The organism is Paraburkholderia franconis, assembly GCF_009362735.1.
Taxonomy (GTDB): Bacteria; Pseudomonadota; Gammaproteobacteria; order Burkholderiales; family Burkholderiaceae; genus Paraburkholderia; species Paraburkholderia franconis.
The window spans coordinates 77,484-95,602 of the sequence record NZ_WHNP01000003.1; the positions used below are offsets into that span (position 1 = coordinate 77,484).

At 63.5% G+C, this 18,119-nt stretch carries 15 protein-coding genes; all 15 read left to right on the plus strand.

Going from position 1 to position 18,119, the window contains the following annotated elements; all coding sequences use genetic code 11:
* The first annotated feature begins 68 nt into the window (after window positions 1–68).
* The 15 genes from GCT13_RS03800 (at window position 69) to GCT13_RS03875 (ending at window position 18,061) form a co-directional block, all read left to right on the plus strand.
* Complete coding sequence (locus GCT13_RS03800) at window positions 69–4,184, plus strand: DUF3683 domain-containing protein (RefSeq protein ID WP_152755431.1); 4,116 nt, start codon at window positions 69–71, stop codon at window positions 4,182–4,184.
* Window positions 4,185–4,217: 33 nt separating this feature from the next.
* On the plus strand, window positions 4,218–4,646 hold the full coding sequence (locus GCT13_RS03805; RefSeq protein WP_087734312.1) for an HIT family protein: 429 nt from the start codon (window positions 4,218–4,220) through the stop codon (window positions 4,644–4,646).
* Between the two features lie 7 nt (window positions 4,647–4,653).
* On the plus strand, window positions 4,654–5,067 hold the full coding sequence (locus GCT13_RS03810; RefSeq protein ID WP_152755432.1) for a gamma-butyrobetaine hydroxylase-like domain-containing protein: 414 nt from the start codon (window positions 4,654–4,656) through the stop codon (window positions 5,065–5,067).
* A 178-nt stretch (window positions 5,068–5,245) separates the two neighbouring features.
* The gene (ubiE, locus tag GCT13_RS03820; protein ID WP_152755433.1) at window positions 5,246–5,977 is read left to right on the plus strand and encodes a bifunctional demethylmenaquinone methyltransferase/2-methoxy-6-polyprenyl-1,4-benzoquinol methylase UbiE; all 732 of its coding nucleotides are present in this window, start codon (window positions 5,246–5,248) and stop codon (window positions 5,975–5,977) included.
* A 37-nt stretch (window positions 5,978–6,014) separates the two neighbouring features.
* Entirely contained in the window at window positions 6,015–7,016 is a 1,002-nt protein-coding gene (locus GCT13_RS03825) for a Tim44 domain-containing protein (protein ID WP_152755434.1), read from the plus strand.
* 110 nt (window positions 7,017–7,126) lie between these two features.
* Window positions 7,127–7,771, plus strand: a complete 645-nt coding sequence (locus GCT13_RS03830) for a ubiquinone biosynthesis accessory factor UbiJ (protein WP_152755435.1) — start codon at window positions 7,127–7,129, stop codon at window positions 7,769–7,771.
* Window positions 7,772–7,786: 15 nt separating this feature from the next.
* Complete coding sequence (ubiB, locus tag GCT13_RS03835) at window positions 7,787–9,370, plus strand: ubiquinone biosynthesis regulatory protein kinase UbiB (protein WP_152755436.1); 1,584 nt, start codon at window positions 7,787–7,789, stop codon at window positions 9,368–9,370.
* A 23-nt stretch (window positions 9,371–9,393) separates the two neighbouring features.
* Window positions 9,394–10,035: a class I SAM-dependent methyltransferase gene (locus GCT13_RS03840; protein ID WP_152755437.1), complete on the plus strand. Its 642-nt coding sequence runs from the start codon at window positions 9,394–9,396 to the stop codon at window positions 10,033–10,035.
* A gap of 139 nt (window positions 10,036–10,174) precedes the next feature.
* Window positions 10,175–10,519: an FmdB family zinc ribbon protein gene (locus GCT13_RS03845; protein WP_152755438.1), complete on the plus strand. Its 345-nt coding sequence runs from the start codon at window positions 10,175–10,177 to the stop codon at window positions 10,517–10,519.
* A gap of 67 nt (window positions 10,520–10,586) precedes the next feature.
* Window positions 10,587–11,249, plus strand: a complete 663-nt coding sequence (locus GCT13_RS03850) for a DUF502 domain-containing protein (protein ID WP_090863550.1) — start codon at window positions 10,587–10,589, stop codon at window positions 11,247–11,249.
* Between the two features lie 72 nt (window positions 11,250–11,321).
* The gene (aspS, locus tag GCT13_RS03855) at window positions 11,322–13,121 is read left to right on the plus strand and encodes an aspartate--tRNA ligase (protein WP_152755439.1); all 1,800 of its coding nucleotides are present in this window, start codon (window positions 11,322–11,324) and stop codon (window positions 13,119–13,121) included.
* Window positions 13,122–13,281: 160 nt separating this feature from the next.
* Window positions 13,282–13,758, plus strand: a complete 477-nt coding sequence (gene nudB / locus GCT13_RS03860; protein WP_152755440.1) for a dihydroneopterin triphosphate diphosphatase — start codon at window positions 13,282–13,284, stop codon at window positions 13,756–13,758.
* On the plus strand, window positions 13,755–15,023 hold the full coding sequence (gene clsB, locus GCT13_RS03865; RefSeq protein ID WP_152755441.1) for a cardiolipin synthase ClsB: 1,269 nt from the start codon (window positions 13,755–13,757) through the stop codon (window positions 15,021–15,023). Before nudB ends, clsB begins: the two co-directional genes overlap by 4 nt.
* 269 nt (window positions 15,024–15,292) lie before the next feature.
* Window positions 15,293–15,898 (plus strand): TetR/AcrR family transcriptional regulator, encoded by a 606-nt coding sequence (locus GCT13_RS03870; RefSeq protein ID WP_087734085.1) that lies wholly within the window; start codon window positions 15,293–15,295, stop codon window positions 15,896–15,898.
* Window positions 15,899–16,273: 375 nt separating this feature from the next.
* A complete protein-coding gene (locus GCT13_RS03875) occupies window positions 16,274–18,061 on the plus strand; it encodes an acyl-CoA dehydrogenase C-terminal domain-containing protein (RefSeq protein WP_152755442.1) in 1,788 nt (595 codons plus the stop codon).
* Window positions 18,062–18,119: the final 58 nt, after the last annotated feature.

Sequence of the window (18,119 nt, forward strand, 5' to 3'; positions counted from 1 at the left end):
ACCGTCAGCACGCCTCTTCGCCGAATGTTCGATGAGCGCGCGTAGCTGACCTACCGAGTCGTCCAAACATGAACGCACCTCAAGTTTTCGATCCGCACGGCGCCGCCGCTACCGTCGCCGCCGATGCCGAACCGCGTCTGCGCGAAATTCCATACAACTACACGTCGTTCTCCGACCGCGAAATCGTCATTCGCCTGCTGGGCGACGAGGCCTGGGCCGCGCTCGACGAGCTGCGCACGGAGCGCCGCACGGGCCGCTCGGCGCGCATGCTGTACGAAGTGCTCGGCGACATCTGGGTCGTGCGCCGCAATCCTTATCTGCAGGACGACCTGCTCGACAACCCGAAGCGCCGCACGCTGCTGATCGAGGCGCTGAATCACCGTCTCACTGAAATCGAAAAGCGCCGCCGCGCCGATCTGACCGAACATGGCGACGAAGCAGGTGTCGGTCGCGCCGCGCGCGTCGAAACGCTGGTCGCCGCCGCGCGCCGCGCCGTCGATGCATTCGCGGGCGAGTTCGACAAGATGGCCGACCTGCGCCGCCGCGCGACGAAGGTGCTGGGCCGCCGGACGCAGAAGGACAACATCCGCTTCGACGGTCTCGCGCGCGTCTCACACGTGACGGACGCGACCGACTGGCGCGTCGAATATCCGTTCGTCGTCCTGACGCCGGATACGGAAGCCGAAATCGCCGGCCTCATCAAGGCGTGCTTCGAACTCGGTCTGACGGTGATTCCGCGTGGCGGCGGCACGGGCTACACGGGCGGCGCGGTGCCGCTCACGCCGTTCTCCGCCGTTATCAATACCGAGAAGCTCGAACAGCTCGGCGCCGTCGAACTGACGGAAATGCCCGGCGTCGCGCACAAGGTGCCGACGATCTTCTCCGGCGCGGGCGTCGTCACGCGCCGCGTGACGGAGGCGGCCGAGCAGGCGGGCTACGTGTTCGCCGTCGATCCGACGTCGCTCGACGCTTCGTGCATCGGCGGCAACGTCGCAATGAACGCGGGCGGCAAGAAGGCCGTGCTGTGGGGCACGGCGCTCGACAATCTCGCTTGGTGGCGCATGGTCGACCCGGAAGGGAACTGGCTGGAAATCACGCGGCTCGACCACAACCTCGGCAAGATCCACGACATTCCCGTCGCGCGCTTCGAACTGAAGTGGTTCGACGGCGAACACGCGCCTGGCGAAAAGCTCTTGCGCACCGAACTGCTGGAGATCGAAGGCCGGCGCTTTCGCAAGGAAGGGCTCGGCAAGGACGTCACCGATAAATTCCTCGCCGGGCTGCCGGGCATCCAGAAGGAAGGCTGCGACGGCCTGATCACGTCCGCGCGCTGGGTGCTGCACAAGATGCCCGCGCATACGCGCACCGTCTGCCTGGAGTTCTTCGGCCAGGCGCGCGAGGCGATTCCGAGCATCGTCGAAATCAAGGACTATCTGTTCGAAACGTCGAAAGAGGGCGGCGCGATTCTCGCGGGCCTCGAACATCTCGACGAACGTTATCTGCGCGCCGTCGGCTACGCGACGAAGAGCAAGCGCAACGCGTTTCCGAAGATGGTGCTGATCGGCGATATCGTCGGCAACGACGCCGATGCCGTTGCCACTGCGACGTCCGAAGTGGTCCGCATGGCCAACGGCAAGAGCGGCGAAGGCTTCGTCGCCGTGAGTGCCGAGGCCCGCAAGCGCTTCTGGCTCGACCGCAGCCGCACGGCCGCGATCGCGAAGCACACCAATGCGTTCAAGATCAACGAAGACGTCGTGATTCCGCTCAACCGGATGGGCGAATACACGGACGGCATCGAGCGCATCAACATCGAACTGTCGATCAAGAACAAGCTGCAACTGGTCGACGCGCTCGAAGTGTTCTTCCGGAGCGGCAAGCTGCCCCTCGGCAAGACCGACGACGCGAACGAGATCCCGAGCGCCGAGCTGCTCGAAGACCGCGTGCATCAGGCGCTCGAACTGCTTGGCCGTGTGAAGAAGCGCTGGGAATTCCTGCGCGACAAGCTCGACCTGTCGTTGCGCGAGGCGCAGCACTATCTGGTGCAACTCGGTTATGCGGGTCTTGCGGAAAAATTCGCGGATCGCGTCGATGACCAACCCAACGCGAACGTGTTCCATATCGTGCAGGATCGCACGGTGCGCGTGTCGTGGAAGCAGGAGATCCGCGCTGAGTTGCGGCAGATTTTCAACGGCGGCGAGTTCAAGCCGATCCTCGACGAAGCGCAGGCGATTCACAAGCAAGTGCTGCGCGGCCGTGTGTTCGTCGCGCTGCACATGCACGCGGGCGACGGCAATGTTCACACGAACATCCCCGTCAACTCCGACAACTACGAGATGCTGCAGGACGCGCACACTGCGGTGGCGCGCATCATGAAGCTCGCTCGTTCGCTGGATGGCGTGATTTCCGGCGAGCACGGCATCGGCATCACGAAGCTCGAATTCCTGACGGAAGACGAAATCGGCGAATTCCGCGCGTACAAGCAGCGCGTCGATCCGCAAGGGCGTTTCAACAAGGGCAAGCTGCTCGACGGCGCGGACCTGCGCAACGCGTACACGCCGTCGTTCGGCCTGATGGGCTACGAGTCGCTGATCATGCAGCAGTCCGATATCGGCGCGATCGCCGATTCGGTGAAGGACTGCCTGCGCTGCGGCAAGTGCAAGCCCGTCTGCGCGACGCACGTGCCGCGCGCGAACCTGCTGTACAGCCCGCGCAACAAGATTCTCGCGACGTCGCTGCTGGTCGAGGCCTTCCTGTATGAAGAGCAGACGCGCCGCGGCGTGTCGATCAAGCACTGGGACGAGTTCAACGACGTCGCCGATCACTGCACCGTCTGTCACAAGTGCGTGACGCCGTGCCCGGTGAAGATCGACTTCGGCGACGTATCGATGAACATGCGCAACCTGTTGCGCAAGATGGGCAAGAAGAAGTTCAACGCGGGCAACGCGGCGGGCATGTTCTTCCTGAACGCGACCAATCCGCAGACCATCAATCTCGCGCGCACCGCGATGATGGGCGTCGGCTACAAGGCGCAGCGCCTCGGCAACGAAGTGCTGAAGAAGATCGTCAAGAAACAGACGGCCCGTCCGCCCGCGACGACGGGCAAGCCGCCCGTCGTCGAGCAGGTGATCCACTTCGTCAACAAGAAGATGCCGGGCAACCTGCCGAAGAAAACGGCGCGCGCGCTGCTCGACATCGAGGACAACAAGATCGTGCCGATCATCCGCAACCCGAAGACGACGTCCGTCGATTCGGAAGCGGTGTTCTACTTCCCGGGCTGTGGCTCGGAGCGCCTGTTCTCGCAGGTCGGCCTTGCGACCCAGGCGATGCTGTGGGAGGCGGGCGTGCAGACGGTGTTGCCGCCGGGCTATCTGTGCTGTGGCTATCCGCAGCGCGGCTCGGGCCAGTACGACAAGGCCGAGCAGATCGTCACTGACAACCGCGTGCTGTTCCACCGCGTCGCGAACACGCTGAACTATCTCGACATCAAGACAGTGGTCGTGTCTTGCGGCACCTGCTACGACCAGCTGGCGGGCTATGAATTCGACAAGATCTTCCCGGGCTGCCGGATCATCGACATCCACGAATTCCTGCTGGAGAAGGGCATCAAGCTCGACGGCGTGAAGGGCACGCGCTACATGTACCACGACCCGTGCCACACGCCGATCAAGACGATCGACCCGGTGAAGCTCGTCAACGAACTGATGGGCACCGAGAAGAACGACGGCTACAAGATCGAGAAGAACGATCGCTGCTGTGGCGAGTCGGGCACGCTGGCCGTCACGCGTCCGGATATTTCGACGCAGGTGCGCTTCCGCAAGGAAGAGGAAATCCGCAAGGGGGCGGCGAAGCTGCGCGGCATTCCCGTCGTGGCCGACGCGGGCGCGAACGCGATCAACATGGCGAACGCGGCGGCGGGCGCGGCGGGTGCTCAGCCGGGCTCGGTGCTGAAGGCGGGCGATGGTCCGCAGCCGAATGGCGCAACCGGTGCGAACGGCGCAGCGGACGTCAAGATTCTCACGAGCTGCCCGTCTTGCCTGCAAGGGCTGTCGCGCTACAACGAAGACGCGAACATCGAAGCCGACTACATCGTCGTCGAAATCGCGCGGCACGTCCTCGGCGAGGACTGGATGGCCGACTATGTCCAGCGTGCGAACAATGGCGGAATCGAGCGCGTGCTGGTCTAATGGCACGATATGGGGTTTCGCTCGAGGTCGACGATGGACTGTATTTTCTGCCGTGAAGATGGCGGCGACGTGCTGTGGCAGGACGACACGCTACGTGTCGTCCTCGCCGACGAACACGACTATCCCGGCTTTTGTCGGGTGATCTGGAACAGGCATGTGGCCGAGTTCTCCGACCTCGGCCATGGGGAGCGCGACCACGTGATGCGCGTGGTCTACGCGGTCGAGCGCGCGATCCGGCGCATTCTGCAACCCGTCAAGGTGAACCTGGCGAGCCTCGGCAACCAGGTGCCGCATGTGCATTGGCACGTGATCCCGCGCTTCTCCAACGACGCGCACTTCCCGCTGCCCATCTGGGCGCCGCGCCAGCGGACGGTATCCGAAACGATGCTGTCCCAGCGCCGCGCGCAGGCGACGCTGTTGCGCGAAGCGGTACGCGGCGAAATCGAACAAGCTCTCGCCTGAGGTCATCATGAGTGGATTGAAATCCGATACGCCGGTGCCCACCGGCGTCGTCGTTCACGCCGTATCGCGGGTGCTCGAATTGCAATATGCGAGCGGCAAGAGCTACCGCGTGCCGTTCGAGCTGATGCGCGTCTATTCGCCATCGGCGGAAGTGCGCGGCCACGGCCCCGGCCAGGAGACGCTGCAGACGGGCAAGCGTGAAGTGACCATCACGGCGCTCGAAGGCGTCGGCAACTACGCGCTGCAGCCCACGTTCTCCGACGGTCACAACACGGGCATCTATTCGTGGGACCTGCTGTGGGATCTCGCGACCCGTCAAGACGAACTCTGGGCCGAGTATTTCGACAAACTTAAGGTAGCGGGCGTCGACCGGGACGCGCCGATGCCCGTATCCAGCCCGGCGCACGGCCACAGACACTGATACGATCCGCGGGGCGGCCATCCGCGGGGCGGCCATCCGCGGGGCGGCCATCCGCGGGGCGGCCATCCGCGGGGCGGCCATCCGCGGGGCGGCCATCCGCGGGTGGTGATCTGCTCTACCCGCCGCCGGAACGTGGCGAAACAATTTTCAGAATGAATACGCGAAAGGACGAAGCGCGATGACCAATACCCACTTCGGCTATCAGACAGTCGATGAACAGGAAAAAGCGAAGAAAGTGGCGGGGGTGTTCCATTCGGTCGCTTCCAACTATGACCTGATGAACGACCTGATGTCGGGCGGGCTGCACCGCGCGTGGAAGGCGTTCACGATCGCGCAGGCCAACGTGCGGTCCGGCTATAAGGTGCTCGATATCGCAGGCGGCACGGGCGACCTGTCGAAAGCGTTCGCGAAGCAGGCGGGCGAGACGGGTCAGGTGTGGCACACCGACATCAATGAATCGATGCTGCGAGTCGGTCGCGATCGCCTGATCGACAAGGGCATCATTACGCCGACGCTGCTGTGCGACGCCGAAAGGATTCCGTTTCCGGACAACTACTTCGATGTCGTCACAGTGGCATTCGGTTTGCGTAACATGACGCATAAGGACGTGGCGCTCGCGGAAATGCGTCGCGTGCTGAAACCGGCCGGGCGGCTGCTCGTGCTGGAGTTCTCGAAAGTGTGGGACCCGCTGAAAAAGGCGTACGACGTCTATTCGTTCAAGGTGCTGCCGTGGCTCGGCGAGCGCTTCGCGAAGGACGCTGACAGCTACCGCTATCTGGCTGAATCGATCCGCATGCATCCGGACCAGGAAACTTTGAAGACGATGATGGAACAAGCTGGCCTCGACGCCGTCAAATATTACAATTTGTCAGCTGGCGTGGTAGCTTTACATATCGGGACCAAATACTAGCGTCCCTAACTTCTCGTTTCTAAAGGAAATTGCGAAAATGTCCGATTCGAATATGTTATCTCGTTGTAAGGCTAGGGGGTCGTGGGCGAGGAGAATCGGACTGATCGCGATGGTCGGCCTGATTACCGTCGGCATGCTGAATTCGCTCGACGCCGAAGCGAAACGCATGGGCGGCAGCCGCAGTTTCGGGCGCCAGTCCAATATCACGCAGCCGTCTCAGCAGACGGCGCCGTCGCCTTCGCAGTCGCCGGGCACGCCGGCGCAAGGCATGCAGTCGCAGCGTCCGGCCACGCCGCCGCCCACGCCCGCGCCACAGCCCAACCGCTCGCGCTGGCTTGGGCCGATCGCCGGTCTCGCGGCGGGTCTGGGCATCGCGGCGTTGTTGTCGCACTTCGGTCTGGGCGAGGCGTTCGCCGGCATGATGGCGAACCTGATCGTCGTCGCGCTGATCGCGTTCGTCGCGATCTGGCTGATCCGCAAGTTCCTCGGCCGCAAGCGGGATGCATCCGCGCCCGCTTATGCCGGCAATTCGCCGACACTGAACGCGGGCGGCACGGGCTACTCGCAGGAGCCGCGCTATACGGCGCCGCCATCGGGCTCGTACCTCGCGCCGCAAGGCAACCCGCTGACGACGCCCGAAGTCGCGGCCGCGCCCGCCGTGCCGGCCGGCTTCGACTCCGAAGCGTTCCTGCGTAACGCGAAGGTCTACTTCGTGCGCCTGCAGGCTGCGTGGGATGCCGGCAACATGGACGACATCCGCGAGTTCACGACGCCGGAAATGTTCGCCGAAGTGAAGGTCGACCTGGCTTCGCGCGGCGCAGAGAAGAACCAGACCGACGTCGTGAAACTGGACGCCGATCTGCTCGGCGTCGAAGATCGCGGCAGCGAGTATTTCGCGAGCGTGCGCTTTTATGGCCTGATCCGCGAAACGATGGGCGGAACGGCCGAGCCGTTCGAGGAAATCTGGAACCTGTCGAAGTCGACCCGTACGGGCGAAGGCTGGCTGCTCGCGGGCATCCAGCAAGTGAATCATCACTGATATTCCGTCAAGGATTAGCCGTTCGGCAGAGCAAGGCGCGAAGCGAACGGACGTTACAATAGGAACCCGCGTCGGCAGTCGCCGGCGCGGGTTTTCTCTTTCCACTTCCGATGACCTTTGCCGCCAAGCCCTTCGCTGCTGCCGTCAACCATCTGCTCGCTCGCGAAACGTGGGCGCGCGAACGCCTCACCCCGTATGCCGGCAAGACCGCGCGGCTCTCGTGCCCTCCCGTCACGCTGATCCTGCTGGTCCAGCCTGACGGCTATCTGAGCGCCGTCGACGAAAGCGAAGCGCACGCGTTCGATGTCACCGTCTCCGTGCCCGCCGATGCCGCGCCCGCGTTCCTGAAAGGCGGTCAGGCGGCTGTGATGAAGCATGTGAAGATCGAAGGCGATGCGGAGTTCGCGACCGTGATTGCCAAGCTCGCCGAGCATCTGCGCTGGGAGCCCGAAGAAGACCTGGCGAAGCTGATCGGCGACGGGCCCGCGTGGCGGATCGCGTCGGTGGCGCGCACGGTCGGCGATCATGCGATGCGCACGGGCCGCAACCTGCTCGAATCAGTGGCCGAATATCTGCTCGACGAGAACCCGCAACTGGTGCGCCGCACCGCGCTCGACGATTTCAATGTCGAACTGGCGCGTGCCCGCGATGCGCTCGCGCGCGTCGAGAAACGCATCGAGCGTCTCGAACAGAAGGTCGAAGCCCGCGGCGCCCATGCGCCGGGCGGCGCCGCCACGTCGCGCGGCACGCGCTAGTCATCGGGCTCAGTCATGCGTTTCCTGCGTTTCCTCAAGATCTTCTTTACCGTCATCCGGTTCGGCCTCGACGAGATGATGCTGAGCCGCATCAACGACCGCCGCGTGCGGTTGCTGCTGCGTATCACCACGGTCGGCCGCAAGTTCGATCAGCCGCCCGGGCTGCGGCTGCGTCTCGCGCTCGAGAGCCTCGGGCCGATCTTCGTGAAGTTCGGTCAGGTGCTGTCGACGCGCCGCGACCTGCTGCGCCCCGACATCGCGAACGAGCTCGCGAAGCTGCAAGACCAGGTGCCGCCGTTCGATTCGGACGTCGCGATCGCTATCATCGAAAAGTCGCTGGGCGCGCCCGTCGATTCGATCTTCGACGACTTCGAACGCGTGCCGGTAGCGAGCGCATCGATTGCGCAGGTTCACTTCGCGACCCTGAAGACGGGCGAGCACGCGGGCAAGCAGGTCGCCGTGAAGGTGCTGCGGCCGAACATGCTGCCCGTGATCGATTCCGACCTCGCGTTGCTGCGCGATCTCGCTGTGTGGGCCGAGCGCCTGTGGGCGGACGGCAAGCGCCTGAAGCCGCGCGAAGTGGTCGCGGAATTCGACAAGTATCTGCACGACGAACTCGACCTGATGCGCGAGGCGGCGAACGGCAGCCAGTTGCGGCGCAATTTCGCGGGCCTCGATCTGCTGCTCGTGCCGGAGATGTACTGGGAATACTGCACGGCCAACGTGCTCGTGATGGAGCGCATGGTCGGCGTGCCGATCAGCCAGGTGGATACGCTGCGTGCGGCGGGCGTCGATATTTCGAAGCTGGCGCGCGAGGGCGTCGAGATCTTCTTCACGCAGGTTTTCCGCGACGGCTTCTTTCACGCGGACATGCATCCCGGCAACATTCAGGTGAGTCTCGATCCGGCGCATTTTGGGCGCTATATCGCGCTGGATTTCGGCATCATCGGCGCGCTGTCGGACTTCGATAAGAACTATCTCGCGCAGAACTTTCTCGCGTTCTTCAAGCGCGACTATCACCGCGTCGCGACGCTGCACCTCGAATCCGGCTGGGTGCCGCCGACTACGCGCGTCGAAGAACTGGAAAGCGCGATCCGCGCGGTCTGCGAGCCGTATTTCGACCGCGCGCTGAAAGACATCTCGCTCGGCCAGGTGCTGATGCGGCTTTTCTCCACGTCGCGCCGCTTCAACGTCGAAATCCAGCCGCAACTGGTGCTGCTGCAAAAGACGATGCTCAATGTCGAAGGACTGGGCCGTTCGCTCGACCCGGAACTCGACCTTTGGAAGACGGCGAAGCCGTATCTCGAGCGCTGGATGAACGAGCAGGTCGGCATGCGCGGCTGGTACGAGCGGCTCAAGATCGAGGCGCCGCAATGGAGCAAGACGCTTCCGCAATTGCCGCGGCTGATTCATCACGCGCTGGCGCTGCGGCACGACGCGCAGCAGCGCGGCATCAACGACGAAACTATCCGCCAGATCCTGCTCGAGCAGAAGCGCACGAACCGCCTGCTGCAAGGACTGTTGATGTTCGGCGTGGCCGTGGGTGTCGGTGCGATGCTGGCTCGCGCGTGGCTGAGCATCGCGTACGGCGGCTACTGAACTCCCCATTTCGAGGTATGCCGATGAGCGGTTCCAGGCCAACAGTTCCTTCCGGCGCGCCGGATTTCGAAAACCGCGATCCGAACGCGCCCGGCTTCTGGGACGAGCGCTTCGAGCGCGGCTACACGCCGTGGGATCAGGCGGGGGTGCCGGCATCGTTCAAGGCGTTCGTCGAGCGGCACGCGCCGACGCCCGTCTTGATTCCCGGCTGCGGGAGCGCGTACGAGGCATGGTGGCTTGCCGAACGAGGCTGGCCGGTTCGCGCAATCGACTTTGCGCCCAACGCGGTCGAAGCCGCGCGCGCCCAACTGGGCGCGCATGTCGACGTCGTGGAAGTCGCCGATTTCTTCACGTATCAGCCGCCTTTCGAGCCGGGCTGGATCTACGAGCGGGCATTCATGTGCGCGCTGCCGCCGTCGCGGCGCGACGACTACGCGGCGCGCATGGCCGCTCTGTTGCCGGCTGGCGGATTGCTCGCCGGTTACTTCTTCATCGGCGCGACGCCGAAGGGGCCGCCGTTCGGCATCGAGCGCGCCGAACTCGACGCGCTGCTCACGCCCCATTTCGAACTGCTGGAAGACGAGCCCGTCGACGATTCGATCGCCGTCTTTGCTGGCCGGGAGCGCTGGCTGACGTGGCGTCGGCGCGGCGCAACAAGGGCTTGATTCGCGACGCTATTGCCTTCATCTACATAACCGGTGGCTATGCCGGCCGTTTCCCCCTGGAATTCCAGGGCGGCCCATCGTTTGCGGCTATAATTCAAGGCTTTGCAAGCGTTCAAAAGATTTCTGTAGGGACAAGATCATGCCGATCTACGCTTATCGTTGCGAGTCATGCGGCTTCGGGAAGGACGTGCTTCAGAAAATGAGCGACGCCCCGTTGACGCAATGCCCGGAGTGCGGAGCCGATGCGTTCCGCAAGCAGGTCACTGCCGCCGGCTTCCAGCTGAAGGGCTCGGGCTGGTACGTCACGGACTTCCGTGGCGGCAATTCGGGCGCAGCTTCCAGCGCGGGCAACGGCTCGGGCGCATCGGCTGGCAAGGCCGACAGCAAGCCGGAAACGGCTTCGTCCGACAGCGCGGCTTCCACGAGCGCGCCGGCTGCTGCACCCGCAGCGGCGCCCGCCTCGGCAAGCAGCTCTGGCGCGTAGCCGGTTCGCCGCTCGACGGTGAAGTAGGCGCCGCGCAAGGGGTTCGTGCGGATTTCTGGCGATACACATGACGACGAAAAAAACGACGCTCAAATCGGTGTTCCTGACGGGCCTTCTGGTGCTGGTGCCTCTCGCCATCACGTTGTGGGTGCTCGGCCTGATCATCGGCACGATGGATCAGACGCTGCTGTTGCTGCCCCGTTCATGGCAGCCGGAGCGGCTGCTCGGCTTCCGCCTGCCCGGACTCGGCGCAGTGCTGACCCTCGCGTTCATTTTCGTCGTCGGTCTATTGACGCAGAACTTCGTTGGGCAGAAGCTGGTCGGCTGGTGGGAAGTGATCGTCGCGCGCATTCCCGTCGTCGGTCCGATCTACACCAGCGTCAAGCAGGTGTCCGATACGCTGCTGTCGTCGAGCGGAAACGCATTCCGCAAGGCGCTGCTCATCGAGTACCCGCGCAAAGGGTCCTACACCATCGGGTTTCTGACGGGCATCCCCGGCGGCGACGTGGTCAACCACCTGAAGGAAGATCACGTCAGCGTCTACGTGCCGACCACGCCGAACCCGACGTCCGGCTTCTTCCTGATGGTGCCGAAAAGCGAAGTGATCGAGCTCGACATGACCGTCGACGCCGCACTCAAGTACATCGTCTCGATGGGCGTCGTCGCCCCGTCCTCGCCCACGCATCAGCCGTTGGGGGAGCGCCGCACGACCGTCGAGCCACCCATGTAATGCCGGCGCGCGCCACTCGGACATCCGTTTGGCGCGCGCCGTTCAACCCATGCAAAACGAAAGACAAACATCATGTCGATGAGATCTGAATACTGCGGTCTGGTGACCGAACACCTCCTGGGGCAAACCGTGTCGCTGTGCGGCTGGGTGAGCCGGCGCCGCGACCATGGCGGCGTTATCTTCATCGACCTGCGCGATCGCGAAGGCCTCGTTCAGGTCGTCTGCGACCCGGACCGCGCTGAGATGTTCAAGACGGCCGAAGGCGTGCGCAATGAATTCTGCGTCAAGGTGAAGGGTGCGGTTCGCAATCGTCCGGAAGGCACGACGAACGCCGGCTTGAAGAGCGGCAAGATCGAAGTGCTGTGCCACGAGCTGACCGTGCTGAACGCATCCGTCACGCCGCCGTTCCAGCTCGACGACGACAACCTGTCGGAAACCACGCGCCTCACGCATCGCGTGCTCGACCTGCGCCGTCCGCAGATGCAGCACAACCTGCGCCTGCGCTATCGCGTCGCGATGGAAGTGCGCAAGTACCTCGATTCGCGCGGCTTCATCGACATCGAAACGCCGATGCTGACCAAGAGCACTCCGGAAGGCGCGCGCGACTATCTGGTGCCGTCGCGTGTGAACGCTGGCCAGTTCTTCGCGCTGCCGCAGTCGCCGCAGCTCTTCAAGCAGCTCTTGATGGTCGCGAACTTCGACCGTTACTACCAGATCACCAAGTGCTTCCGCGACGAAGACCTGCGCGCCGACCGTCAGCCGGAATTCACGCAGATCGACTGCGAAACGTCGTTCCTGAACGAGCAGGAAATCCGCGATCTGTTCGAAGACATGACGCGCCATGTGTTCAAGGAAACGATCGGCGTCGAGCTGGACGCGAAGTTCACCGTGATGCAGTACGCGGACGCGATGCGCCGCTTCGGCTCGGACAAGCCGGACCTGCGCGTGAAGCTCGAGTTCACGGAACTGACGGACGCGATGAAGGACGTCGACTTCAAGGTGTTCAGCACACCGGCCAACACGAAGGACGGCCGCGTCGCGGCGCTGCGCGTGCCGAAGGGCGGCGAGCTGTCGCGTGGCGATATCGACAGCTACACGGAATTCGTGCGCATCTACGGTGCGAAGGGTCTCGCGTGGATCAAGGTCAACGAAGTGGCGAAGGGCCGTGACGGCCTGCAAAGCCCGATCGTGAAGAACCTGCACGACGCGGCGATTGCGGCCATCATCGAGCGCACGGGCGCGAAGGACGGCGACATCATCTTCTTCGCGGCGGATCGCGCGAAGGTCGTGAACGATAGCCTCGGCGCGCTGCGCCTGAAGATCGGCCACTCGGAGTTCGGCAAGGCGAACGGTCTCGTCGAAGCGGGCTGGAAGCCGCTGTGGGTCGTCGACTTCCCGATGTTCGAGTACGACGAAGAGGAAAGCCGCTACGTCGCCGCTCACCACCCGTTCACGAGCCCGAAGGACGAGCACCTCGAATATCTGGAAACGGACCCGGGCCGCTGCCTCGCAAAGGCATACGACATCGTGCTGAACGGCTGGGAAATCGGTGGCGGTTCGGTGCGTATCTTCCAGGAAGACGTGCAGAGCAAGGTGTTCCGCGCGCTGAAGATCGGTGCGGAAGAAGCGCGCGCGAAGTTCGGCTTCCTGCTGGACGCGCTGCAATACGGCGCGCCCCCGCACGGTGGCATCGCATTCGGTCTGGACCGCATCGTCACGATGATGGCGGGCGCCGATTCGATCCGCGACGTGATCGCGTTCCCGAAGACGCAGCGCGCGCAGGATCTGCTCACGCAGGCGCCGAGCGAAGTCGACGAGCGCCAGCTGCGCGAGCTGCACATCCGTCTGCGTCAGCCCGAGCAGAAGGCGTAAATGTGACGGTTAGCGCGCCGCGCCGCTAAAACAACGGCGGGTGCGCGAAACAACGAACGAAGAAGGCGCGTGATGCGCCTTTTTCGTTTTTTGCGTTACAGTCACTGAAAGCTACGCCTTCCGACATGCGATCGCGCGACTCCCGCGCCGCTTTATCACCATGCCGAAACCGCCAAAGATTCCGGAATCCGTACTCGTCGTCATTCACACGCCCGAGCTCGACGTGCTGCTTATCGAACGAGCCGACCGCGAGGGGTTCTGGCAATCGGTGACGGGCTCGAAAGAGCGCGTCGACGAGCCGATCGCGGAAACAGCCATCCGCGAAGTGGCAGAAGAGACGGGCATTGTGATCGGCGGCGATCTCGTGCCAAGTGACGCGCTCGTCGACTGGCATCATCACATCGAGTTCGAGATCTTTTCGACGTGGCGCCATCGCTATGCGGAAGGCGTCACGCACAACATCGAGCACTGGTTCAGCCTGCAAGTGCCTGAGCGTCTCGAAGTGACGCTCGCGCCGCTCGAACATACCGCGCATCTGTGGCTGCGCTGGCAAGAGGCCGCCGAGCGCTGCTTCTCGTGGTCCAATCGCGACGCGATCCTGCAATTGCCGCAACGCGTGAAGGAGCGTTGCCGATGAGCGGCGGCGGCCGCCGCTTTGCGCGACTGACCCAGCATCTGCCCGGTCGGCGCTACTGGTCCAGGTATCGTTTTTGTGCCGGCAACGAGATTCGCCTGTTCACCGAGGGCGAGCCGTTCTTTGCGTCGCTGGTCGAGCGCATCGACGCCGCGCAACGCGACGTTGCGCTGGAAACCTATATCTTCTGCGACGACGCGGCGGGCCGTCCCGTCTCCGATGCGCTGATACGGGCCGCGTCGCGCGGCGTGCGCGTGCGCGTGATTACCGACGGCATCGGCACCGAGCGCCTCGCGATGTTCAACGACTGGACGATGGCGGGCGTCGAGCATCGCATCTACAACCCGCATCTGTTTGGCCGCTTCGGATTCTCGCGCACGCATCGCAAGCTCGCCGTGGTCGACGACGCGTTTGCATGGTGCGGCGGCATCAACATCGTCGACGACTACGATCAGAACGGCATGCGCCTGCCTTATCCGCGCTGGGATTTTGCCGTCGAGCTGCAAGGGCCCGTGGTGGCCGACGTGCTCGAAGCATTCGACGTGCAATGGGAGCGCATCCGCATCGGCCACCGGCCCGCGCTGACGCCGCCACCCATCGGCGCCTCGACGCCGCGTGCGGCGACCGCGCGCTTTGTGCGCGCGCGCCAGAGCACGAGGAGCGCCCGCACTGCTGACATGCGCGCGATGGCCGAGCCGTGCGTCGCGTTCGTCGCGCGCGACAACTTCGTCAACCGGCGCGCGATCGAGAAGGCGTATCTGACGGCGATCGGCCAGGCGCGCTCCGAAGTGCTGCTCGCCAATCCGTACTTCATGCCCGGCCGCAAGCTGCGGCGCGCGCTGATCTTCGCGGCGCAGCGCGGCGTCGACGTGCGTCTCGTGATCGGCAGAAAAGAGTTTGCCGCGCTCGATTACGCGGTGCCGTTCCTGTACCGCTCGCTGCTGAAGGCAGGCGTGAAGATCGCCGAGTACGAAAGGACCATGCTCCACGGCAAGGTGGCCGTCGTCGATTCGAATTGGGGCACGGTCGGCTCGTCGAACCTCGACGCGCTGAGCCTCGTGCTGAACAACGAAGCCAATGTCGTGCTCGTGCTTCATCCCGAGATCGACCGGTTGCGCGACGCGATCCTGGCGGCGTTCGACGAATCGCGCCGCATCGACGAAAAGCACTACGAGTCGCGTCCCGCCGGCGAGCGGCTGCTCAACTGGCTCGCGTATAACACCTATCGGCTGGCGATGAAGCTGCTGACGGTCGGCGGCTACGACTAGACGAACGATCGGACGACAGGCTGGAAAGAACAAAAAAGCGCGGACAAAATACGATCCACAGCGCTCAGAAAACACAAATTGGAGACAACTCAGACCAGTTCCGGTAAATGATTCTAAAAATTCCGCATCGTCCTATAGACGAATGACGGAAAATCGAAGCGTCGTTAGAAACCCGTTTCTAATAAATTCCTTGTTTCGCGGACGGTCACCCCCAATAATGGTACGACCGTTCGATTTTTCCTTTCGATCAAATCAGACGGTACACAGCTATGCGAAAAGGCGAACAAACGCGAGCCGCGATTCTCGATGCAGCACTCGATCTGGCAAGCCGCGACGGACTGGAAGGTCTGACGATTGGCCTGCTGGCCGAACGCATGCAGATGAGCAAGAGCGGAGTGTTCGCGCATTTCGGGTCGCGCGAGGACTTGCAGGTCGAAGTCGTGCGCGAATACCACCGTCGTTTTGAAGACGAGGTGTTTTTCCCGAGTCTGCGCGAGCCACGTGGCTTGCCCCGCTTGCGCGCGATGCTCTCGCGCTGGATCGAGAAGCGTGTCCAGGAAGTCACGACTGGGTGCATCTACATCAGCGGCGCGGTCGAGTACGACGATCGCGCGGACAGCGCGGTGCGCGAGCAGCTGGTGGCGAGCGTGCAGATGTGGCGCGCGGCGCTCACGCGAGCCATTTCGCAGGCAATCGAAGAAGGGCATCTGCGCGCAGATACGGACTCGCAGCTGATGCTCTTCGAACTGTATAGCTTCACGCTCGGTCTGCATCACGACGCACGCTTTCTGCATCTGCCCGATGCTGTGCGCCTCACGTGGGCCGCGCTGGAAAAACTGATTGTTTCGCGTCAGAGCGAGAGCACGAGCCGCTAGCGGGACTGGCTGGGTCCATCGGATCCAAACGGCGGGAGGCTGGCTGCCACGCTCGAGCTAGGGCCTGTTCACGCTAATAACGGGCTTGCGCTGGCCGCCAGAAGGGCCGAGCGCAAGGATCGCGACGGAAGCGAATACTCGACGTATTCGCGAGGAGTATGACGCGGCGTTCGGCCCTTCTGGTGGCCAGCCCCTCAAATGATTTTTTCAAATCAGGGGAACGCGCCTTGCCGGCCGCATTGCGGCGTCGCGCGTCGCTTGTCTGGCTCGGCCAAACGGCGCTCCTTGCTTCTTGCACTGCAGCCGGCAAGGCACGTTCGCAAGCCCGTTATTAGCGTGAACAGACCCTAACCTTTGGATTGACTGGAGAGACTCATGGGACAGTACGCCGCGCCGCTGCGCGACATGCAATTCGTATTGCACGAGCTGCTGAACGTCGAAGCCGAGATCAAGCAGATGCCCAGGCACGCGGATCTCGATGCCGAAACGATCAATCAGGTGCTCGAGGAAGCCGGAAAATTCTGTTCGGAAGTGGTCTTCCCGCTGAACCTGAGCGGCGATCAGGAAGGCTGCAAGTACGAAGGCGATGGCGTCGTCACCACGCCGAAGGGTTTCAAGGAGGCGTATCGGCAGTACGTCGAGGCGGGCTGGCCCGCGCTCGGCTGCGATCCCGAGTACGGCGGCCAGGGCCTGCCCGCGTTCGTCAACAACGCGCTCTACGAGATGCTGAATTCGGCGAACCAGGCGTGGACGATGTACCCCGGCCTGTCGCACGGCGCGTACGAGTGCCTGCACGCGCACGGCACGCCGGAACTGCAACAGGCGTATCTGCCGAAGCTCGTGTCGGGTCAATGGACGGGCACGATGTGCCTGACCGAGCCGCATTGCGGCACCGACTTGGGCATCCTGCGCACGAAGGCCGAGCCGAATGGCGACGGCTGGTACGCGATCAGCGGCACGAAGATCTTCATCTCCAGCGGCGAACACGATCTCGCCGACAACATCGTTCACCTCGTGCTCGCGCGTCTTCCCGATGCGCCGAACGGCACGAAGGGCATCTCGCTTTTCATCGTGCCGAAGTTCGTGCCGGACGCGAGCGGCAACCCGGGCGCGCGCAATGGCGTGAAGTGCGGCTCGATCGAAAACAAGATGGGCATTCACGGCAACGCGACGTGCGTCATCAATCTCGACAACGCGAAGGGCTGGATGGTCGGCGAGCCGAATAAAGGCCTCAACGCGATGTTCGTGATGATGAACGCGGCGCGCCTGGGCGTCGGCATGCAGAGCCTTGGCCTGACAGAAGTCGCGTACCAGAACTCGCTCGCGTATGCGAAGGAGCGTCTGCAGATGCGCTCGCTGTCGGGCCCGAAGGCGCCCGAAAAGGCCGCCGACCCGATCATCGTCCACCCGGACGTGCGCCGCATGCTGCTCACGCAGAAGGCGTACGCGGAAGGCGCGCGCGCGTTCTCGTACTGGTCGGCGCTGCACATCGACAAAGAGCTGTCGCACGAAGACGAAGCGGTGCGCAAGGAAGCCGCCGATCTCGTCGCGCTGCTCACACCGATCCTGAAGGCGTTCCTGTCGGACAACGCGTTCGAAGGCACGAACCTCGCGATGCAGGTGTTCGGCGGCCACGGCTATATCGCCGAATGGGGCATGGAGCAGTACGTGCGCGACGCGCGGATCAACATGATCTACGAAGGCACGAACACGGTTCAGTCGCTCGACCTGCTGGGCCGCAAGGTGCTCGGCGACATGGGCGCCAGGCTCAAGAAGTTCGGCAAGCTGGTGACGGATTTCGTCGAAGCCGAAGGGATCAAGCCGGAGATGCAGGAGTTCGTCAATCCGCTCGCGGATATCGGCGACAAGGTCCAGAAGCTGACGATGGAAATCGGCATGAAGGCGATGCAGAACCCGGACGAAGTGGGCGCGGCGGCCGTGCCGTATCTGCGCACCGTCGGCCATCTGGTGTTCTCGTACTTCTGGGCCCGCATGGCGCGCATCGCGCTCGACAACGAAGCGTCCGGCGATCCGTTCTACAAGTCGAAGCTCGCGACCGCGCGTTTCTATTTCGCGAAGCTGCTGCCCGAAACGGCCTCGATGATCCGCGCCGCGCGCGCCGGCTCGAAGACGTTGATGGACATCGACGAAGCGCTGTTCTAAAGCCATCGCGGGCGTCGCATCGCTTGTCACGCCATGCGCCGCCGCTCCTCTCTCTCAC